This is a genomic window from Blastococcus sp. SYSU DS0533 (assembly GCF_054050775.1).
This window is the reverse complement of the sequence record NZ_JBJGZZ010000023.1, coordinates 1-20,935: the sequence shown is the minus strand read 5'-3', so window position 1 is coordinate 20,935 and position 20,935 is coordinate 1. Positions and strand designations below refer to the sequence as shown.

Here is a 20,935-nt window from a genome sequence, read left to right as displayed (position 1 = left end):
ACGCCGCCGCGGCAGGCGGGACCATCGGGAGGTGCTGCGCAGGGTGGGGCTGGGTGCGGCCGTCGTCGTCCTGCTGTGGACTCTTCTCGTGGGTCTGCTCTGGGCGTTCCAGCGCCACCTGGTCTACCTGCCCGACGCCGGTCCCGTCCCGCCGGCGGCGCAGGCCGTGCCGGGTGCGCGGGACGTCGTGCTCGAGACCGACGACGGCCTGCGGCTGGGCGCCTGGTTCGTCCCCGGCCGCACGCCGGACGCCGCCGGGGTGCTCGTCGCCAACGGCAACGGCGGCCACCGCGGCCTGCGGGCGCCGCTGGCGCGGGCGCTCGCCCAGGAGGGTCTCGCCGTCCTGCTCTTCGACTACCGCGGCTACGGCGGCAACCCGGGCACCCCCGGCGAGGCGGGGCTGGCGCTCGACGCGCGGGCGGCGCGGGAGTTCCTGCTCGGGGACGGCGGGGTGCCGGCCGACCGGCTCGTCTACTTCGGGGAGAGCCTCGGCGCGGCGGTCGTGACCGGGCTGGCGGTGGAGCACCCGCCGGCCGGGCTGGTGCTCCGCTCGCCGTTCGTCGACCTGGCGGCGGTGGGCAGCGAGCACTACCCGTTCCTGCCGGTGCGGGCGCTGCTGCGCGACCGCTACCCGGTGGCCGAGCAGGTCCGGGAGGTCGATGCGTCCACGACGGTGGTGTACGGCGGCGCGGACTCGGTCGTCCCGCCGGCGCAGAGCCGGGCGGTGGCCGACGCCGCCGCCGCGCTGCACCGGGTGGTGGCGGTGCCCGGAGCCGACCACAACGACCTGGTCATGCTCGCGGGGGACGAGGTGGTCGCGGCCGTCGTGGAGCTCGCCTACCTCAGCGCGGGGTGACCGACAGGGTGAGCCGGGCGCGGCCCTCCGCGGAGCGGGCGGTGGCGATCCGCTCGGCCGACGGGGTGCCGTACTCGGTGGTCCGCTGGCGGGCCGGCCGGCCGATCGCGGCGGCCATCGCCTCCAGCTCGGCGATGGTCTTCAGCGAGCCGTTCTCGCTGCCGGCCATCCGGCTGATCGTCTCCTCCATCAGCGTGCCGCCGAGGTCGTTGGCGCCGCCCCGCAGCACCGCCTGGGTGCCGGTGTCGCCGAGCTTCACCCAGGAGGTCTGGATGTTGCCGATCCGGCCGTGCAGCAGCAGCCTCGCCACCGCGTGCACCGCCCGGTTCTCCCGCACCGTCGGCCCCGGCCGGGCCACGCCGGCCAGGTAGATGGGGGAGTTGTGGTGCACGAACGGCAGCAGCACGAACTCGGTGAACCCGCCGGTGCGGTCCTGCAGCGCGGCCAGGGTGCGCAGGTGCGCCACCCAGTGCGCCGGGGTGTCGACGTGGCCGTACATCATCGTCGAGGTCGTCGGGATGCCGACCTCGTGCGCGGTGCCGATGATCTCCAGCCAGGTCGCCGTCGGCAGCTTGCCCTTGGTGAGCACCCAGCGGAGGTCGTCGTCGAGGATCTCCGCGGCCGTGCCGGGGATCGAGTCGAGGCCCGCCTCCTTGAGCCCGGTGAGGAACTCGCGGAAGGGCAGGCCGGTGCGCGCCGCCCCGTTGACGATCTCCATCGGCGAGAAGGCGTGCAGGTGGATGCCGGGCTGCCGCTTCTTCACCTCGCGCGCGAGATCGAGGTAGGCGGTGCCGGGGAGGTCGGGGTGGATGCCGCCCTGCATGCAGATCTCGGTCGCCCCGGCCGCCCACGCCTCGTCGACCCGGTCGCCGACCTGGCTCATCGAGAGCGTGTAGGCGTCGGCGTCGGTGCGCCGCTGGGCGAACGCGCAGAACCGGCAGCCGGTGTAGCAGACGTTGGTGAAGTTGATGTTCCGGTTCACCACGTAGGTGACGTCGTCGCCGTTGACGTCACGGCGCACCGCGTCGGCCAGCGCGCAGAGGTGCTCCAGGTCGCTGCCGTCGGCGCCCAGCAGGGCCAGGTACTCGGCGTCCGAGAGCCCGGCCGGGTCCTGCTCGGCGTGCAGCAGGGCTGCCAGCACGTCGGGGTCGCCGGTGGCCAGCGCGGTCGAGCGCCCGTCGCGAGCAGCCGTCGTCCGGTCGCGGAGCTCGGACCAGTCGCCGTAGACGGCGTCGAAGTCGCTGCGCCGGTCGGATGTCCGGCCGACCGTGTCCACCTCGACGTGCAGGTCGACGCGGCCCGAGGAGGTCCACGCCTCGTCGGGCTCCTGCCACGGCAGGCCGGCCGGGATGCGGCCTTCGACTGCCAGGCCGTCCGGTCCGGCCAGGGCGGAGACGTGCGGGCGCACGCGCGGGTCCAGCCACGGCTCGGGCTGCCGCACGTACGGGGGCTGGGCGGCCAGCCGCTCCCGCAGCTCGAACCCCGCCTCGGCGCTCAGCGCCGCCAGCTTGTCGATGTTCGGCCACGGCCGTTCGGGGTTCACGTGGTCGGGCGTGAGCGGCGAGACGCCGCCCCAGTCGTCCACCCCGGCGCGCAGCAGCAGCCCCAGCTCCGTGGAGTCCGACAGGTTCGGCGGCGCCTGCACCCGCGCCTTCGGGCCGAGCAGCAGCCGGGTGACGGCGACGGCCGCGATGTACTCCTGGAGCTCCAGGTCGTCGTGCGCGGCCATCGCGGTGCGCGGCTTGGCCCGGAAGTTCTGGACGATGACCTCCTGCACGTGCCCGTGCCGCTGCGCCGAGGCCCGGATCTGAAGGACGGCGTCGACCCGCTCGGCGTAGTCCTCGCCGATGCCGAGCAGCACGCCGGTGGTGAACGGGACGGCGGAGCGCCCGGCGTCCTCCAGCACCCGCAGCCGCACGGCGGGCTCCTTGTCGGGGCTGCCGAAGTGCGGCCCGCCGCGCTCGGACCACAGCCGCGTCGCCGTCGTCTCGAGCATCATTCCCATCGACGCGGAGACCGGTTTGAGCCGCTGGATCTCCTCCCACGACAGCACGCCCGGGTTGAGGTGGGGGAGCAGCCCGGTCTCCTCGAGCACCCGGATCGCCATCGCCCGCAGGTAGCCCAGGGTGGAGTCGAAGCCGTGCGCCTCCAGCCACTCGGCCGCGACGGGCCAGCGGTCCTCCGGCCGGTCGCCGAGGGTGAACAGCGCCTCCTTGCACCCCAGCGCCGCACCGGCCCGCGCGATGTCGAGCACCTCGTCGGGGGAGAGGTAGGGCGCCTTGCCGTCGGCGCGCAGCCGGCCCGGCGTCGTGACGAAGGTGCAGTAGTGGCAGCGGTCGCGGCACAGGTGGGTGAGCGGGATGAACACCTTGCGGCTGTAGGTGACGACGCCCGGCCGGCCGGCGCTGGCCAGCCCCGCGTCGCGGACCCGTGCTGCGGCGGTGAGCAGGCGGTCCAGCGGGTCGCCCTCGGCCAGCCCGCGCGCGTGCAGCAGGGTCTCGGCTTCGACGGCGTCGAGGGCCACCCCGCGCTCGGCGCGCACCAGGGCGCGGCGGAGAGCGGACTCGGACGGTGCGGGGAGCGCAGTCATAGCGCCTCCGACGCTAGCCCTTGGATCCCCGCGACTCGATCCGTGTCCCCGGATGTGAGGCCGATCACGGGGAGGGCGGCATCGACGGTGACGGCTCCACGGTGACGCACGGCGGGGCGGCACGCGGCCGCTGAAGGTCCAGGCGTCTCCCGACCTTCCGTACGGAAAGCGCCGGCCGGCATGTGGCGGTCGACGGCCCTTCCTCAGCACCGAGGACCTGATCGAGACTTTGCCCCCAGCACCCGATGGCCCGGGTGCTCCGGACCGCGGTACGCCTCTCCGTGCCGCCCGATGCGCTGAACAGGTGGATCGCCAGTGACCCAGACGACGGCGTCCGTCCGACCAGGGACGGGGTCCGCAGGACCCACCCTGCCCAATGTGGTGGACGGCGAGCGGGTCGAGACCGGTGAGCTCTTCGTCAAGCTCAACCCGGTCGACGGCTCGGTCGTGGCCCGTGTCCACGAGGCCGACGGTGCGACCGTCGACCGCGCGGTGGCCGCGGCTCGCCGCGCCCTGGCCGGCCCGTGGGGCCGCCTCGGGGTCACCGCCCGGGCGACGCTCCTGCGACGCGTCGCCGACCGCATCGAGGAGCGGTTCGAGGAGTTCGTGGCGGCCGAGGTCGCCGACACCGGCAAGCCGGTCACCCAGGCCCGTGCGCTGGACGTCGCCCGGGCGGTGGCGAACTTCCGGTCCTTCGCCGACACCATCTCGGCGGCCGGGCTGACCTCTTACCAGACCGAGACGCCCGACGGCCGGGGGGCGCTCAACTACGCCGTGCGCTCCCCTCTGGGCGTCGTCGCGGTCATCGTGCCGTGGAACCTGCCCCTCCTGCTGCTGACCTGGAAGGTCGCGCCGGCGCTGGCCTGCGGCAACGCCGTCGTGGTGAAGCCGTCGGAGGAGACGCCGTCCACCGCCACGCTGCTGGCCGAGGTGCTGCAGGACGCGGGCGTCCCCGACGGGGTTTACAACGTCGTGCACGGCTTCGGGCCCGGTTCGGCCGGCGAGGCGCTCACCGCCCACCCGGGCGTCGACGGCGTGACCTTCACCGGATCCTCGGCGACCGGCAGCGCGATCATGCGGGCGGTCGCGCCGCGGGTGCGGCCGCTGTCCTTCGAGCTCGGCGGCAAGAACCCCGCACTGGTCTTCGCCGACGCGGACCTGGACGCGACGATCGAGGGCCTCACCCGCTCGGTGTTCGCCAACACCGGGCAGGTCTGCCTGTGCACCGAACGCGTGTACGTGGAGCGCCCCGTCTTCGACGAGGTCGCCGAGCGGCTGACCGCCGCGGCGCGGGCTCTCCGCCTGGGCCGCCCGGACGACGACGACACCACGACCGGCCCGCTGATCAGCCGGGGGCACCGGGAGAAGGTCCTGTCCTACCTGGAGCTGGCCCGGCAGTCGGGGGCCACGGAACTGGTGGGCGGGGGAATCCCCGACCTCGGCGCCGACCTGGAGGGCGGCGCGTGGATCGAGCCGACGCTGTGGACCGGCCTGCCGCAGGACGACCGCGTCCTCCACGAGGAGATCTTCGGACCGGTCGCGGCGCTGGTGCCGTTCGACACCGAGGACGAGGCGGTGGCGCTGGCCAACGACACCGAGTACGGCCTGGCCGCGGCGACCTGGACCACGGACCTGCAGCGCGGTCACCGGGTCGCGCAGCGGCTGCGGGTGGGCATCAGCTGGGTCAACACCTGGTTCCTGCGCGACCTGCGCTCGCCCTTCGGCGGCACGGGGCTGTCGGGCATCGGCCGCGAGGGCGGGCAGTCCTCGCTCGAGTTCTACACGGAGCAGACGAACGTGTGCGTGAAGCTGTGACCACGACCCCGCGCGTGGACCACGCGCTGGTCGACCGCCTGGACGACGCCGTCACCGGCGTCCACGACGTCGTGAACGCCGAGGCCACCGACGTCGACGCCGCCTACGCCGTCCAGGAGGCGCTGGTGGCCCGCCGGCTGGACCGGGGCGCCCGCCAGGTCGGCTGGAAGCTCGGTTTCACCAGCCTGGCGAAGATGGCGCAGATGGGCGTCTCCGACGTCATCGTCGGCCGCCTGACTTCGGACATGCACGTGCCCGACGGCGGCGCCGTCGACCTGTCCCGCCTCATCCACCCGCGCGTGGAGCCCGAGGTCGCCTACCGCCTGGCACGCGACGTCTCCCCGGACGACGACCTGCTCGCGGCCGTGGACGCGGTGGCACCGGCGCTGGAGATCATCGACTCGCGCTACCGGGACTTCCGTTTCACCCTCGCCGACGTCGTCGCCGACAACACCTCGGCTGCCGGCTTCGCGATCGGCCCGTGGACGGCCCTGCGGGACGCCGGAGAGCTCGGCGGGCTGCCGGTGGCGCTCTCCGTCGACGGCGAGGTCGCCGAGACCGGGACCACCGACGCCATCCTCGGCCACCCGCTCGAGGCGCTGCCGGCCCTGGCGGGCATGGCGCGCCGGCGTGGCTTCCGGTTGCGCGCCGGTCAGGTGATCCTGGCCGGCGCAGCCACCGCAGCCGTCCCGCTCACCGCCGGCACGACCGTCGTGGGGCGCGTGGACGGGCTGGGCTCGGTGCGCATCGAGGTCTCCGGAGGAGCCCGATGACCGGCGACCGCGCGGTGACCGTCGCCGGCAAGGCGACGCCCCGCGGGCGGTTCCCGCACGTGAAGGTCGCCCGGGGGATGGCCTGGGTGTCGGGCACGAGCAGCCGTCGACCGGACGACACGATCGCCGGGGCCGAGCGCGGGGACGACGGGGAGGTCGTCCTCGACATCGCGGTCCAGACCCGAGAGGTCCTGGCCAACATCGCCGACATCCTCGCCTCGGTGGGCGCCTCGACGAGGGACCTGGTCCAGGTGACGACCTACCTCGTCTCCATGGCCGACTTCGACGCCTACAACGCCGTCTACGCCGAGCACTTCGACGAGGACGGCCCGACCCGCACGACGGTCGCCGTCGCGGAGCTGCCCCACCCGCACCTGCTCATCGAGATCCAGGCTGTCGCGGTCCTCCCGGACCGCGGCTGAACCGCACCACGGCCGACCACGAAGAGGAGAACCCGCACATGCCCGACCCGCGCGAACTCAAGGCCTTCAACTTCCAGTCGTGGATCGAGGAGCACCAGCACCTGCTGAAGCCGCCGGTCGGCAACGTGCAGGTCTGGGAGGACGCGGACCTGATGGTGACCGTCGTCGGCGGGCCCAACCAGCGGACCGACTTCCACGACGACCCGATCGAGGAGTTCTTCTACCAGCTCAAGGGCAACATGGTGCTCCGCGTGATGGAGGAGGAGGGGCAGCCGCCCACGGACGTCCACATCCGCGAGGGCGACATCTTCCTGCTCCCGCCGCACGTCAAGCACTCGCCGCAGCGTCCCGAGCCGGGCAGCATCGGCCTGGTCGTCGAGTTCGCGCGTCCGCAGGGGCAGCGGGACGCCGTCGAGTACTACTGCATGGAGTGCAACCACCGGATCTTCCGGGCGGAGCTGCAGCTGACGTCGATCGTCGACGACCTGCCGCCGGTGTTCGAGACCTTCCTGTCGGACGAGCAGGCGCGCACGTGCGGCAACTGCGGCGCTCTCCACCCGGGCAAGCAGTGGCCGGAGCACCTGCGCCCGGTCACCGGGACCCCGGCGAACGCCTGAGCGGCGTGGACGTCGTCCGGGTCCCGGAGCCGGTCCGGCCGGAGGACCGCTCGGTCCTGGCGCGCCCGGCTCCGGGACCGGACCTCGTCCTGCGCTACGGCGCTGGCGACGAGCAGGTGTGCGACGTGCGGCTCGGTGGTCCGGCGGCGACCGCGCGCCCGCTCGTCGTCCTCCTGCACGGCGGCTTCTGGCGCCCCGAGTACGACCGGGCGCACGTGCGCCCGATGACCGACGCGCTCGCGCACGCCGGCTGGACGACGGTGACGCCGGAGTACCGGCGCATCCCCGGCCGACCCGACGCCACCGTCGCCGACGTCCGCGCGGCGCTGCGGGAGGTGCGGAGATCCGACCTGGCCGCGGCGCACGGGGGCGGCCGGCTCCTGCTGGCCGGTCACTCGGCGGGCGGTCACCTGGCGCTGCACGCGGCGGCGACGGCGTCCGAGGACGTCGTCGGCGTCCTGGCTCTCGCGCCGGTGGCCGACCTCGGCCTGGCTGCGGCCCTGGCCCTCGACACCGACGCGGTGCCGGCCTTCCTCGGCTGTCCGGCGCCGGCCCGCACCGACCTGGACCCGGCGCGGCTGCCCGCCCCGGTCGCCGCCGTGCACCTCCTCCACGGCACCGACGACGACGTCGTCCCCGTGGTGCTCAGCGAGTCCTACCGCCGGTACAACCCCGGTGCCGTGCTCACCACCGTCCCGGCGGGCCACTTCGCGCTGATCGATCCGGACAGCGACGTCTGGCCGGCCGTGCCGGCCGCCCTGGACGGGCTCGCCGCGGTCTGACCGGCTCGCCGACCGGGCGGCCGCCCGCTCACGGTTCCGGCCGGTGGACCCGGCCTCGGCTGAGCGGGCTGGAGAGCACCAGGGTCGACGACGGCTGGCCGTACTCGGCCAACCGGTCCACCACCGCCTCGAAGGCCGGCATCGAGGCGGCCACGACCTTCAGCTCGCAGCAGACGTCGCCGGTGACGCGGTGGAGTTCCAGCACCTGGGGCCAGGCCACGACGCTCTCGGCGTGCTGCAGGATGCACCGGGGCCCGAAGCACTGCATGCGCACCAGTGCGAGCACGCTCCAACCGGCCGCCTCGAGGTCGACGGTGGCGTGGTAGCCGGTGATGACCCCGTCCTGCTCGAGCCTGCGGACGCGCTCGGCGACGGCCGGCGAGGACATGTGCACCCGGCGGCCGAGCTCGCTGAAGGAGAGCCGGCTGTCGTCCTGCAGCTCGGCGAGGATCGCCCAGTCCGTGGCGTCCAAGGCCCTCGGACCCCCCTCCACGACGCGAAAGTCGTTTGCGGCTGCGACCTTCCGATCGAAAGGTCCGGACGACTATACGACCCTCGCTCGCCATTCCCGGACGGCATGCACCTGGCCAGACTTCTCCCCGTGAAGGAGGGCCGACAGTGACCGTGGAAGAGCACGACAGGGGGCCGGCGAGCGAGGTCAAGGGCCGGCGCTCCGTCGGTACGGCGACCGCCGAGAGCCGCGCAGCCCTCGCCCAGGCGACCGGCGGCAAGCCGCACATGTCCTTCGACGGTGCGACCCCGTACGACCACTACGTGCGCACCGACGTGCTGCACGGCATCCAGGACACGATGACCGACGTGCCCGAGGAACGGGCCTTCCTCGTCGCATCGCAGATCATGGAGCTGTACTTCGGTCAGCTCCGGTTCGAGTGGGAGCTGGCGCAGGAGCACCTGCGCGAGGACGACGTCCGGGGTGCCGTCGCGGTCCTCCGGCGCTCCGTCCGGCAGTTCGAGGGGCTCGTGGCGTCCTGGTCGACCATCGACTGGCTCTCGCCCATGGCGTTCAACCGCTTCCGCGACACCCTGGGGGTGGCGTCGGGCTTCCAGTCCTGGGCCTACCGCCGGCTGGAGCTCCTGCTCGGCATCAAGCAGCGCCGGCTCACCGAGCTGTACCGCAGCAACCCGGCCGTCTACGAGCCCCTGATGGAGGCCTTCGAAGGTCCTTCGCTGTACGACGACGTGATCGCGGCCCTGGCCCGCAGCGGGATGGACATCCCCGACGACGTCGTGAACCGCGACTTCGGCCAGGACTACGAGCCCCGTCCCGAGGTCGAGGCGGCCTGGTTGCAGATCTACACGCGCGAGCAGGACGGCGACCCGCTGTGGGAGCTGGCCGAGGTCCTGACCGACATCTCCACCGCCTTCACCGACTGGCGGCACATGCACCTCCTCGCCGTCCGCAGGGGCATGGGGGACAAGGTGGGCTCGGGGGGCTCCTCGGGGACGTACTGGCTGGCCAAGAGCCTGGCCCGTGTCGTCTTCCCCGAGGTCTGGTCCGCACGGACGGCGGTGTGACGCCGGTGTCCGAGACCGTGACCGCCCGGCCCGCCGGGCGAGACCTGCTCGCCGACCTCCTCGCCCGCGAGGAGGAGGCACGCGCTCTCGACGTGACCGACGGGCTGCGCAGCCGGCGCGCGGAGTTCCACGTCCCGCCGGCCGAGGGCGGGGACCACCCCGAGACGGCGTACTTCGCCGGGAACTCGCTCGGCCTGCGCCCGCGACGCACCTCGGTCGAGCTGCTCGAGGACATGGACGCCTGGGCGCGGTGGGGGGTGGAGGGCCACACCGAGGGCAGCCGCCCCTGGCTGCCGTACCACGCGCTGCTGCGGGAGCCGATGGCCCGCCTGGTCGGCGCGCGGCCGGAGGAGGTCGTGGCGATGAACTCGCTGACGGTCAACCTCCACCTGCTGATGGTCTCCTTCTACCGGCCGGAGGGTGCTCGCCGGAAGATCCTCATCGAGGACAGCGCCTTCCCCTCCGACAGCTACGCGGTGCGCAGCCAGGCGAGCTTCCACGGGCTCGACCCGGACCAGACCGTCACCCGCATGCGCCCCCGGGAGGGGGAGGACAGCCTGCGCACCGAGGACGTCGTGGACTTCCTCCGCCGCCACGGCTCCGAGCACGCGGTCGTGATGTTCGGCGGGGTCAACTACCTGACCGGTGAGCTGCTCGACATGCCGGCGATCACCCGTGCCGGGCACGAGGCCGGGTGCGTCGTCGGCTGGGACCTGGCGCACGCCGCGGGCAACGTCCCCCTCGCGCTGCACGAGTGGGGGGTCGACTTCGCCGCCTGGTGCACCTACAAGTACCTGAACAGCGGCGCCGGCGCGGTGGCCGGTGCCTTCGTCCACGAGCGCCACCTGGCCGGGGGGCGGCCGCGGTTCGAGGGCTGGTGGACGACCCGGGAGTCGACGCGCTTCCAGATGGCGCCCGTGGCCGACCCGCCCGCCACCGCCGACGCCTGGGCGCTGTCCAACCCGCCGATCTTCGCCATGGGGCCGGTCCGCAGCTCCCTCGAGATGTTCGACGAGACCGGCATGGCGGCGCTGCGCGCCAAGAGCACCCGGCTGACCGCCTACCTGGAGTCGCTCTTCGACGAGGTGTTCCGGGACCGCCCGCTGACCCAGGTCACGCCGCGCGACCCCGCTGCCCGGGGGAGCCAGCTCTCGGTCCGGGTCGAGGGCCGGACCGCCAAGGAGCTGACCCACGCGCTGCGGGTCCGGCACGGGGTGATCGCCGACGCCCGCCAGCCGGACATCGTCCGGTTCGCCCCCGTCCCCATGTACGTCACGTTCCACGACTGCTGGCGCGCCGCCGTCGCGCTGGCCAAGGAGGTGGCCCCCCGATGAGCGACCGGCGTCCCGCCGCTCCCGAGCCGGCGGCGCAGCGATCCGTGGCGGTGGTCGGCGCCGGGCTCGTCGGCTGCCTCGCGGCCTGCTTCCTGGAGCGTCGCGGCTACCGCGTGACGCTCTACGAGCGTCGTCCCGACCCCCGCGTGACCGCCGCGGAGCGGGGGCGCTCGATCAACCTGGCGCTCTCGGAGCGGGGCCTCGACGCGCTGCGCCGGCTGGACCTGGCCGAGCAGGTCATGGCCCCGGCCCTGCCCATGCACGGGCGGATGCTCCACGGCGTGGACGGCAGTCAGAGCTTCCGCTCCTACTCCGCGGACGGGCGCCAGCACATCAACTCGATCGGCCGCGCAGCCCTCAACGCGACGCTGCTCGACGCCGCGGAGAAGGCCCCCGACGTCACGGTGCTGTTCGACCACCGGCTCACGGGGCTGGACGTCACCACCTCGAGGCTGACCTTCGAGACCCCCGACGGCACCGTCGAGGCGACGCCGGACCTGGTGGTCGGCGCCGATGGCGCCGGCTCGGCCGTACGCCAGGCGCTGATGGCCGCCGGCGTGGTGACCGCCCAGGAGGACTGGCAGCCCTACGGCTACAAGGAGCTCACCATCCCCGCCCGGGAGGGGGAGTTCGCCATGGACCCCGACGCGCTGCACATCTGGCCACGCGGCGGGTCCATGATGATCGCCCTGCCCAACCCCGACCGCTCCTTCACCTGCACGCTCTTCTGGCCCCTCGAGGGGCCGGGCAGCTTCGCCGCGATCACCACGGCCGAGCAGGTGCGCGAGCACTTCGAGCGCCACTACCCGGACGTCCCGCCGCTGTCGCCGGACTACGTGGCGGACTACCTGCACAACCCGATCGGCCCGCTGGGGACGCTGCACACGTCGCCCTGGCAGCACGACGGGCGGTTCCTGCTGATGGGAGACGCCGCGCACGCGATCCTCCCGTTCTTCGGGCAGGGCGCGAACGCCGGTTTCGAGGACTGCGTCGCCCTCGACCAGGTGCTGGAGAGCACCGGCGACGACCTCGCCCGGGCCCTGCCGCTGTTCGAGGCGGCGCGTCGGGAGAACGCCGCGGCCATCGCCGGCATGGCCGCGGACAACTTCACCGAGATGCGGGACAAGGTGAACTCGCGGATCTTCCAGCTCACCACCCGTGCCGAGCACCTGCTGGAGAAGTGGTTGCCCGAGTACCGCACCCGCTACGAGCTGGTGTCGTTCACGACGGTGCCCTACGCCGAGGTGGTCCGGCGCGTGCGGCGTCAGCGGCGGCTGGTGGCGGCCGCGGCGGTCGGGGCGGTCGCGGCTGCGGCGTCCGTCGGCGCGGGAGCGCGGCGGTGGCGGTGAACGCCACGGGGGAGCCCGGCGGGATCGCGGAGGTCGGCGACGGCCAGGTGATCGACGTGCACACGCACTTCGTGCCCCGTGGCTGGCCGGACCTCGCCGCCGCCTGCGGGCCGGGCACGTGGCCCTCCCTGCGCATCGACTCCGAGCGCGAGGCGATGATCATGGTGGGGGAGACGGAGTTCCGCCCCATCGGTGCCGAGTGCTGGGATGCCACGACCCGCTTCGGCGACATGGACGGCGACGGTGTCGCGGTGCAGGTGGTCTCGCCGACGCCGGTCTTCTTCTCCTACGACCGCCCTGCTGCCCAGGCGGCCCGGGTCTGCGAGATCTTCAACGACCTCGCCCTCGAGCTGACCGACGGCTCGGCGGGACGGCTCGTCCCCTTCTGCCAGGTGCCCCTCCAGGATCCCGACGCGGCGTGCGCCGAGCTGGAGCGGGCTCTGGCGGCCGGCCACCGGGGGGTCGAGATCGGCAACCACGTCGGCGACCGGGATCTCGACGACGCGGGGGTCGTCACCTTCCTGCAGCACGCCGCGTCGCTGGGCGTCCCGGTGTTCGTGCACCCCTGGGACATGCCCGGCGGCCCGCGCCTGGACCGCTGGATGGCGCGGTGGCTGACCGGCATGCCCGCGGAGACCCACCTGTCGGTGCTCGCGATGGTGCTCGGGGGCGTCTTCGACCAGGTCCCGCCGTCGCTGCGGATCTGCTTCGCGCACGGGGGCGGTTCGTTCGCCTTCTGGCTCGGCCGCCTCGACAACGCGTGGCACCGCCGCGGCGACGTCGTCCGGGGGAAGTCGTCGCGTCCGCCGTCGGAGTACCTCGGCCGGTTCTCGGTGGACTCGGTGGTGTTCGCCCCGCCGGCGCTCCGGATGCTCGTCGAGACGCTCGGGGCCGACCAGGTCATGGTCGGCTCCGACTACCCCTATCCGCTGGGTGAGCGCCCCGTCGGCGCGGTCGTCCACGAGGCGGGGCTGACCGGGGAGCAGCGACGGCAGCTGCTGTCCGGGAACGCGCGCCGGTTCCTGACCGGGCAGCCGTGACAGGGCACCGGCGCCCCGCCGCCGGCTGACCACCTCTTCCGCCACACCCCTTCGAATCACCGGGAGCAGACCGTGCGAGTGGGCATCCCCACGGAGATCAAGAACCACGAGTACCGGGTGGCCATCACGCCGTCCGGGGTGGACGAGCTCGTGCGACGCGGGCACGACGTCTTCGTCCAGCGTGGCGCCGGCGTCGGGTCCTCGATCCCGGACGACGCCTACGCGGCGGCCGGTGCCAAGGTGCTGGACACCGCGGAGGAGGTCTGGGCGGCCGGGGACCTGCTGCTCAAGGTCAAGGAGCCGGTGGCTGCCGAGTACGGCCTGCTCCGTCCCGACCAGGTCCTCTTCACCTACCTGCACCTGGCCGCGTCCCGGGAGTGCACCGACGCCCTGCTGGCCGCGGGGACGACGTCGATCGCCTACGAGACGGTGCAGCTCGCCGACCGCAGCCTGCCGCTGCTCGCCCCGATGAGCGAGGTGGCCGGGCGGCTCGCCGCCCAGGTGGGCGCCTACTACCTGATGCGGCAGGACGGCGGCCGGGGGGTGCTCATGGGCGGCGTCCCCGGTGTGCGCCCCGCGAAGGTCGTCGTGATCGGCGCCGGTGTCTCCGGGCGGAACGCTGCCACGGTCGCGCTCGGAATGGGCGCCGACGTCGCGCTGCTCGACCGGGACCTGGCGCGTCTTCGGGAGGTCGACGCCGTCTTCGGCGGCCGCTGCCGCACCGTGGCGTCCAACACCTTCGAGGTGGAGAACGCGGTGACCGAGGCCGACCTGGTGATCGGTGCCGTCCTCGTCGCCGGCACCAAGGCCCCCACGCTGGTCAGCAACGAGCTGGTCGGCCGGATGCGGCAGGGCTCCGTGCTCGTCGACATCTCGATCGACCAGGGCGGGTGCTTCGAGGACTCCCGACCCACCACGCACGCCGACCCGGTGTACCGGGTGCACGACTCGGTGTTCTACTGCGTGGCGAACATGCCTGGTGCCGTGCCGCACACGTCCACCTACGGGCTCACCAACGCGACGCTGCCGTACGTGACGGCGCTGGCCGACGGCGGCTGGCGGACGGCGCTGGCCGCCGATCCGGCGTTCGCCAAGGGACTGAGCACCGTCGGTGGACGACTGGTGAGCGAGCCCGTGGCCGCGGCGCACGGCTACGCGCACGACACGTCGGCCGACGTCCTGGCCTGACCCGCCGCGGCCCCCGGCCGCACCAGCATCCGCGACCAGGGAGGTACCCCCATGCAGCGCACCTCGGTGCTGCTCTCGCAGTGCCACGTCGCCGACGCCGATCGCGACGTCCTGCTGGAGGACGCCGCCGTCTGGGTGGACGACGGGACGATCCGCGCGGTCGGGCCCCGGGACCGGGTCCTCGACGAGCTGCGCGAGGAGCTGGCGGCGGCGGACCGGCCGCCGGAGCTGGAGCTCACCGGCCGGACGGTGATGCCGGGCCTGTTCAACATGCACACGCACCTGTCGCTGGCCCTCCCCGGCCCGCTCGGTGCGCAGATCGCCGCGATGACGCCGCACGAGCTCGTCCTCTACATGGCCGACGGTGCCCGCCGCTCGCTGCTGTGCGGGGTGACGTCCGTCCGGTGCGTCGCCGAGAGCGACCACGCCGACTTCGCACTGCGTGCGGCGATCGAGGCGGGGCGGGCGCAGGGGCCGCGGATCTTCACCGCGGGGCGGGCGCTGGTCTGCACCGGCGGTCACGGTCACGAGACCAGCTCCACCCTGGAGTGCGACGGGGCGGACGGCTTCCGCCGCGGGGCGCGGGAGCAGATCCGTGCCGGCGCGGATCTGATCAAGGTGATGATCTCCGGCGGGATCGCAGGGGAGCACGAGTCGATCGACACCCGCCAGCTCACCTCGGACGAGATGGCGGCGGTCATCTCCACGGCGCACGAGTGGAACCGCAAGGTGACGGCCCACGCCGGCCCGGCGCCGGTCATCCTCGAGGCGGTCGAACTCGGCCTCGACTGCGTGGAGCACGGCTACCAGCTCACCCCCGAGACGGCCGCGGCCATGGCGCGCCACGGCTGCGCGCTCGTCCCGACGCTGGGGGTCAGCCGGTGCGGTGAGTTCTTCGACGAACTGGGCGTCCCCGCGTGGATGCAGCAGCGCGCCCTCGGAGCCGGGCCGCGGCACGTCGAGAGCTACCGCATGGCCCTGGACGCAGGGGTCCCGGTCATGCTGGGCAGCGACCTGCCGCCGTTCTGGCGGATCGACGGCACCAACGCCACGGCGTGGGAGTACGGCCTGATGGCGGAGCTGGGGCTGGGCGCCCGCGGTGCGCTGGCCGCCGCGACCACCGTGCCGGCCGCCTGGCTCGGCGTCGACGACCGGCTGGGCAGCGTCGCCGTCGGCAAGCACGCTGACCTGCTGGTGGTCGACGGGGACCCGCTCACCGATGCATCGGCGGTGCGCCGGCTCTCCATGGTGCTGCAGCAGGGATGCCGCGTCGACGTCGCGGAGGTGACCGCCGGTGCCGCACGCCGGTGAAGGAGGAGGAGGCACCATGACGGCCGACTGGCTGCTCACCGGTGGACGGGTCGAGACCTTCGCCCCGGGCACACCCGGCGGTACCGCCCTGGCGGTGCACGACGGGAGGGTCCTCGCCGTGGGGTCCGACGTCGAACTCGAGGCGCTCGCCGGGCCCGGCACCCGCCGCACCGATCTCGCGGGTGCGACGGTGTGGCCGGGTTTCATCGACACGCACATCCACCTGGAGAAGGTGTCGCACGAGTTCCAGATGCTCAGGCTCGAGGCGGCCAGATCCGTGTCCGAGGTGGTCGAGGCCGTCCGGGAGCGGGCGCTGTCGTCGAGCGAGGACGTGTGGATCCGCTGCTTCGCCGACACGGCCGCCTGGAACGAGCGCAACCTCGCCGAGGGCCGGCTGCCGACCAGGGACGAGCTGGACGCCGCCGCGCCGCGGACCCCGGTGTACCTGTACCGGCGGCCGGACCGCGCGGTGATCAACACCGTGGGAGCCCGCCGCATGGCCGGGAAGCTGGCCGGCCTGCCGGCGGACGCCTACGACCCGGGGACCGGCCACCTGCGCGGTCAGGCGGTCCGGGTGGTGAACGACGCCATCTACACCCAGAGCATGGACGACGACGAGTACCGCCTCGACATCCTGGACGACGCCTGCCGGCGGCTGCTGCGGATGGGCGTCACCACGGTCGTCGACCCGGGGCTGGCCGGCGCCTTCGAGTCGTCCTGGGGGCTGTACGGCGAGGCGCGACGCCGCGACCGGCTGCCGCTGCGCGTGCGCCTGATGAACCGGTTCGACTGGCGCAAGCCGTTCGAGTCCGAGCTGGAACGGCTGCTCGCCGCCTCGGCCCTGCCGATGACCGGGGACGACCACCTGCGCGCCTGGGCGGTCAAGCTCCTGCTCGACGGCGAGTTCGCCACCGCGTGGATGCGGTCGGGGGAGGAGATCGGCGACCCGCACCCGCACTACACCGGTGAGGAGCTGCGCACCCTGCTGCGCCTCGCCGCCGAGCGCGGGTGGCCGGTGTGCATCCACGCCATGGGCGGGGGAGCGATCGGGGAGATCACCGCGGCGGTCGACGACGTGCGCCGGTCGGGTGCTCCGCTGGAACGCGGGCAGGTCAGCATCGCGCACGCCTTCCTCATCGACGTGCTGGATCTGCGCGAGTGCAGCCGCCTCGGGATCAAGATCTCGGTCAACCCTCCGCTCGGCTACGTGTACAGCGACGAGATCCGCGCCGCGTGGGGTCCGCTCGCGGGCCGGACGATGCCGCTGGCCACCATGTCCGCGCTCGGGTTCCGCTTCGCCGCCGGGTCCGACACGCACCCGTGCGCCCCGATGCACGGCGCGCTGATGGCCGTGACGCGGCGGGTCTGGGACGGCTCGAGCCTGGGGGACCACGAGGCCCTGGCACCCCGTGAGGCGTTCCCGATGTACACACGGCACGCGGGCGACTACGTCGGCGAGCCCGACCTGGGGCACCTCGCCCCCGGCGCCCGAGCCGACCTCGCCGTGTGGCCGCAGGACCCGCTGGACCTCGCCCCGGAGGAATGGCCCCGGCAGGAGCCCCTGGCGGTCGCCGTCGGCGGTCGTCCCGTCCACCTCGACCCGTCCACCACAGGGAGTGCCTTCCATGTCTGACTCGATCCTCCTGCGCGGCTGCTCCGTCGTCGACGCGACGCGGAAGGCGCCGTTGACGGACGCGGCCGTGTGGGTGCGGGGGAACCGCATCGCGGCCGTCGGCCCCGAGGCGGAGGTCCGCGCGGGCATGGACGCCGACCACCGCGAGATCGACCTCGGCGGCCGGGTCCTCTCGCCCGGCCTGGTCAACATGCACACCCACCTGTCGCTGTCGCTGCCCGGTCCCCGGGGTGCCGAGGTCAAGGCGATGGACGAGGCGCAGTTGGCGCTGTACATGGCGGGCGGCGCCGCCGCGACCCTCCGGGCGGGCGTCACCACCATCCGCTGCGTGGGCGAGAAGAAGCACGTGGACTTCTCCCTGCGGCAGGCCATCGAGGCGGGGCACGTCGTGGGACCGCGGATCTTCACCGCCGGCCGGCCCATCTCGTGCACCGGGGGTCACGGGCACGGCTCCTCCGGGGCGTTGGAGTGCGACGGCCCCATCGGCTTCCGCAACGGCGTCCGTCAGCAGATCCGGGCCGGTGCCGACCTCATCAAGGTCATGATCTCCGGTGGCATCTCCGGGCAGCACGAGACCATCACCACCCGGCAGGTGGCGCGCGACGAGCTCGAGGCGGCGATCACCACCGCCCACGAGTGGAACCGGAAGGTCACCGCCCACGCGGGGCCGGCCGGCGTCACCGGCGAGGCGGTGGAGCTCGGGCTGGACTGCGTCGAGCACGGCTACGAGCTGACCGACGAGGTCACCGCGGCGATGGCCGCGTCCGGCTGCGCCTACGTGCCCACCCTCGTCGTCACCCGGTGCAAGTCCTTCTTCGACGAACTCGGTGTCCCGGAGTGGATGCAGCAGCGCTCGCTCGGGGCGGGGGAGCGGCACCTGGAGAGCTACCGCAGCGCTCTGGCCGCCGGTGTCTCGGTGATGCTCGGCTCGGACATGCCCCCCTTCTGGCACTTCGAGGGGACCAGCGCGGCGGTGCGGGAACTCGAGCACATGGCCGAGAACGGCCTCGACGCCCCCGACGCCGTCGCCGCCGCCACGCTCGTGCCCGCGACCTGGCTGGGGGCGCAGGACGACATCGGCTCGGTGGAGGAGGGAAAGTTCGCCGACCTGATCGCGACGGACGGCGACCCGACGGCGGATGTCGGCGCCTACCGCTCGCTGTCCTGGGTCATGAAGGGCGGCGACGTCGTCCGCGACGACGTCGCGACCGGGGCCTGAAGCCGTGGCCGGCGCAGCGCGTACCCGGTCAGGGGACCGGCGGGGTGACGGCGAGCAGGTACTCGGCGGGCTCGTCGCCGTCGTTGAAGTACCGGTGGGGGAGCCGGGAGTCGAAGGTCAGGCTGTCGCCGATGGCCAGGTCGTGCCGGACGCCGTCGACCTCGGCGCTCATGCTGCCGACGACCACGACGGCGCACTCGGTGGACGGGTGCGACCAGGCCTCCTCCGACGTGCTCTGGCCCGGACCCAGCCGCCCGTGCAGGACCTCCAGGTCGGAGCGCCCCGGCGTCAGCCGCTCGTAGGACATGAGCCCCACGCCCGCCGAGAGGAGGGGGCGGTGGCCGGGTCTGCTGTGGTGCACCTGGGGCGGCGGCTCCTCGGCGAAGAGGGTCGCGAGATCCGCGCCGAGCACGGCCGCGAGCTTCCGCACCGTGTTCAGGCTCGGGTCGGTGGCGCCGCGTTCGACCTGGCTGAGCAGTGCGGCCGAGACGCCGGTGGCAGCGGCGAGCTGGCGCAGGCTCATGCCCCGTTGCTTGCGCAGCCGGCGAACCCGTTCGTGGAGCATGTCGACTCTCGATCCTCGGCGGGGCGAACAAACGTGTTCACAGAGGCTATCGCTTCGTAAACACTGACGATACATTTCGCCTCTAGGTTCTCCCTCACACGAGCGATGGCACCGCCGCCGCTCACCGACCACGTCAGAGGAACTCCATGTCGATCGAGATCCGACCCGTCGCTCGGCGCCTGTCCCGGCGTCATGCAGCCGCAGTATTCGCAGCCGCGGTCCTCGTCAGTGGGTGCACGGCCGGCTCCTCGGCCGGTGGTGGCGGCGGGGGTCGAGGCGAGGAGCAGACGCTCCTGGTGAACACGACGTTCGTGTACTCCACCCTGGACCCCGGCCGGGTCTACGAGCAGACCGGCTACCTGGCGGTCCACAGCCTCTACGACTCCCTCATGACCTTCGAGGGCGCCGACGTCACCGAGCCGGTGCCCGACCTGGCCGAGGGGTACGAGGTCTCCGAGGACGGGACCACCTACACCTTCACCCTGCGCGACGGCCTCACGTTCTCGGACGGCTCGCCACTGACCTCCGAGGACGTCCTGTTCTCGCTGAACCGCATGCTGAACCTGAAGTCCAGCGGATCGACCTTCTTCGCGGGCCTGAGCTTCTCCGCCCCCGACAAGTCGACCTTCGTGGTGACGGCGGACCGGCCCACCGCCGAGGTGCCCACGCTCATGGCCATGCCGGTCGCCAGCGTCCTCAACTCCGAGGTCGCCAGGGAGAACGGCGCGACCGATGCCGCGGACGCCGCGACGACGGACACGGCGCAGTCCTTCCTCGACAGCACGTCCATCGGCAGCGGGCACTACGTCCTCGAGCGCAACGAGCCCGGTGACGAGCTGGTCCTGGCCGCCAACGAGGAGTACTGGGGTGACGCCCCCGGTTACGGGCGGGTGGTCATCCGCAACGCCGACGCGCAGAACCAGCAGCTGTCCATCAGCCGTTCGCAGGGTGACGAGGTGGCGATCGACGTCGCCGGCAGCCTGCTCGACGGCCTGCCCGAGGACGTCAACGTCTCCCAGACGCAGGACACGGTCTACCTGCTCTACATGAGCACCGACCCTGCCGTGTCCCCGGCCACGGCGAACCAGGACTGGCGGAACGCGCTGCGCCAGTCGCTGGACTACGAGGGCCTGGCCGCGCAGTTCGGTCAGGGAGGCAGCCGCCCAGGAGGGGTGCTCGCCGAGTCCTACCCCGGTTCGATCCCCCCGGAGGAAGGCCCCGAGCGCGACCTCGACGCCGCCAGGGCGTCGCTGGAGGCGTCGGGCCAGGGCGGCACGTCGGTGCGCTTCATCTACCCGTCCATCACCTACCGCGGTGTCGACCTCGGCACGATCGCGACGAAGATCCAGGGCGACGCCGCCGAGGCGGGGATCCAGCTCGAGCTGACGCCGCTGGCCCTGCCGGCCTTCCTCGAGGAGCAGCGTGGCGGCAGCGTGGTCATGGGCATGACGCCGCACGCCCTCTCCTACCCCCGGCCCGAGTCGCTCGTCCGGCAGCTGAGCCCCGGTGGGGTCAACGCCGAGCGCGTGCGGTGGAACAGCGGTCCCGCGGCCGACGAGGTCACGCGGCTGAAGGAGGAGGCGCTGAGCTCGGTGGACGCCGCCGACCTGGAGCAGGCGCTCGTCGACTGGCAGACGGCGCTGGCCGAGGGCGGGCCCTACATCCCCGCCGCGCAGAACTCGGGGACCGTGGTGTCCACCGCTGACGTGTCCGGTGCCGAGTACACGCCGGCCGGGTGGATCGTCGACCTGGCCGCGGTGGAACCGGCATGACGTCGCACGTGCCGGGCTCCGCTGCTGCAGCGGAGCCCGGGGGGGGGGGCCCCCCCCCCCCCCCCCCCCCCCCCCCCGCCCCCCCCCCCCCCCCCCCCCCCCCCCCCCCCCCCCCCAACCCCCCCCCCGCCCG

The 20,935-nt window shown here is 73.4% G+C and carries 18 protein-coding genes; 15 read left to right on the top strand and 3 right to left on the bottom strand.

Annotated elements, in window-relative coordinates; all coding sequences use genetic code 11:
* Positions 1-31 precede the first annotated feature (31 nt).
* On the top strand, positions 32-856 hold the full coding sequence (locus tag ACI79W_RS19110) for an alpha/beta hydrolase (protein ID WP_456563664.1): 825 nt from the start codon (positions 32-34) through the stop codon (positions 854-856).
* Here the strand turns inward: ACI79W_RS19110 and ACI79W_RS19105 are convergent.
* Entirely contained in the window at positions 843-3,446 is a 2,604-nt protein-coding gene (locus ACI79W_RS19105) for a bifunctional FO biosynthesis protein CofGH (RefSeq protein WP_456563663.1), read from the bottom strand. The genes ACI79W_RS19110 and ACI79W_RS19105 overlap by 14 nt on opposite strands.
* 378 nt (positions 3,447-3,824) lie before the next feature.
* Here ACI79W_RS19105 and ACI79W_RS19100 point away from each other — a divergent pair, with 378 nt between their 5' ends.
* The 5 genes from ACI79W_RS19100 to ACI79W_RS19080 are packed head-to-tail and all read left to right on the top strand — an operon-like array spanning position 3,825 to position 7,855.
* Entirely contained in the window at positions 3,825-5,261 is a 1,437-nt protein-coding gene (locus ACI79W_RS19100; protein WP_236834186.1) for a 2-hydroxymuconic semialdehyde dehydrogenase, read from the top strand.
* Entirely contained in the window at positions 5,258-6,034 is a 777-nt protein-coding gene (locus ACI79W_RS19095) for a 2-keto-4-pentenoate hydratase (protein WP_456563662.1), read from the top strand. Before ACI79W_RS19100 ends, ACI79W_RS19095 begins: the two co-directional genes overlap by 4 nt.
* Positions 6,031-6,456 (top strand): RidA family protein, encoded by a 426-nt coding sequence (locus tag ACI79W_RS19090; RefSeq protein WP_236834188.1) that lies wholly within the window; start codon positions 6,031-6,033, stop codon positions 6,454-6,456. The genes ACI79W_RS19095 and ACI79W_RS19090 overlap by 4 nt, the downstream gene beginning before the upstream one ends.
* A 38-nt stretch (positions 6,457-6,494) precedes the next feature.
* The gene (locus tag ACI79W_RS19085) at positions 6,495-7,073 is read left to right on the top strand and encodes a 3-hydroxyanthranilate 3,4-dioxygenase (RefSeq protein ID WP_236834189.1); all 579 of its coding nucleotides are present in this window, start codon (positions 6,495-6,497) and stop codon (positions 7,071-7,073) included.
* 5 nt (positions 7,074-7,078) lie between these two features.
* Positions 7,079-7,855: an alpha/beta hydrolase gene (locus ACI79W_RS19080; protein WP_456563661.1), complete on the top strand. Its 777-nt coding sequence runs from the start codon at positions 7,079-7,081 to the stop codon at positions 7,853-7,855.
* Positions 7,856-7,883: 28 nt separating this feature from the next.
* Here ACI79W_RS19080 and ACI79W_RS19075 read toward each other — a convergent pair whose 3' ends face one another.
* Positions 7,884-8,327 carry an Lrp/AsnC family transcriptional regulator gene (locus tag ACI79W_RS19075; protein WP_236834191.1) on the bottom strand — a complete coding sequence of 148 codons (444 nt, stop codon included), beginning with the start codon at positions 8,325-8,327 and terminating at the stop codon, positions 7,884-7,886.
* Between the two features lie 146 nt (positions 8,328-8,473).
* On the opposite strand from ACI79W_RS19075, the gene ACI79W_RS19070 reads away from it, so the two are divergent.
* The 8 genes from ACI79W_RS19070 (at position 8,474) to ACI79W_RS19035 (ending at position 18,465) form a co-directional block, all read left to right on the top strand.
* Positions 8,474-9,391: a tryptophan 2,3-dioxygenase gene (locus tag ACI79W_RS19070; RefSeq protein WP_456563660.1), complete on the top strand. Its 918-nt coding sequence runs from the start codon at positions 8,474-8,476 to the stop codon at positions 9,389-9,391.
* 5 nt (positions 9,392-9,396) lie between these two features.
* Positions 9,397-10,725 (top strand): kynureninase, encoded by a 1,329-nt coding sequence (gene kynU / locus ACI79W_RS19065; protein ID WP_456563659.1) that lies wholly within the window; start codon positions 9,397-9,399, stop codon positions 10,723-10,725.
* Positions 10,722-12,074, top strand: a complete 1,353-nt coding sequence (locus ACI79W_RS19060) for an FAD-dependent oxidoreductase (RefSeq protein ID WP_456563658.1) — start codon at positions 10,722-10,724, stop codon at positions 12,072-12,074. Before kynU ends, ACI79W_RS19060 begins: the two co-directional genes overlap by 4 nt.
* Positions 12,065-13,114, top strand: a complete 1,050-nt coding sequence (locus tag ACI79W_RS19055) for an amidohydrolase family protein (protein WP_456563657.1) — start codon at positions 12,065-12,067, stop codon at positions 13,112-13,114. Before ACI79W_RS19060 ends, ACI79W_RS19055 begins: the two co-directional genes overlap by 10 nt.
* A 78-nt stretch (positions 13,115-13,192) precedes the next feature.
* Positions 13,193-14,302 carry an alanine dehydrogenase gene (gene ald, locus ACI79W_RS19050; RefSeq protein ID WP_456563656.1) on the top strand — a complete coding sequence of 370 codons (1,110 nt, stop codon included), beginning with the start codon at positions 13,193-13,195 and terminating at the stop codon, positions 14,300-14,302.
* A gap of 51 nt (positions 14,303-14,353) precedes the next feature.
* Positions 14,354-15,613, top strand: coding sequence for an amidohydrolase family protein (locus tag ACI79W_RS19045; RefSeq protein ID WP_456563655.1), 1,260 nt, complete (start codon positions 14,354-14,356; stop codon positions 15,611-15,613).
* A gap of 16 nt (positions 15,614-15,629) precedes the next feature.
* A complete protein-coding gene (locus ACI79W_RS19040) occupies positions 15,630-17,246 on the top strand; it encodes an amidohydrolase (RefSeq protein ID WP_456563654.1) in 1,617 nt (538 codons plus the stop codon).
* Positions 17,239-18,465, top strand: a complete 1,227-nt coding sequence (locus ACI79W_RS19035) for an amidohydrolase family protein (protein ID WP_456563653.1) — start codon at positions 17,239-17,241, stop codon at positions 18,463-18,465. The genes ACI79W_RS19040 and ACI79W_RS19035 overlap by 8 nt, the downstream gene beginning before the upstream one ends.
* A gap of 28 nt (positions 18,466-18,493) precedes the next feature.
* Here the strand turns inward: ACI79W_RS19035 and ACI79W_RS19030 are convergent, their stop codons facing one another.
* Positions 18,494-19,030, bottom strand: a complete 537-nt coding sequence (locus tag ACI79W_RS19030; protein ID WP_236834200.1) for a helix-turn-helix domain-containing protein — start codon at positions 19,028-19,030, stop codon at positions 18,494-18,496.
* Between the two features lie 296 nt (positions 19,031-19,326).
* On the opposite strand from ACI79W_RS19030, the gene ACI79W_RS19025 reads away from it, so the two are divergent.
* On the top strand, positions 19,327-20,802 hold the full coding sequence (locus tag ACI79W_RS19025) for an ABC transporter substrate-binding protein (RefSeq protein WP_456563652.1): 1,476 nt from the start codon (positions 19,327-19,329) through the stop codon (positions 20,800-20,802).
* Positions 20,803-20,935: the final 133 nt, after the last annotated feature.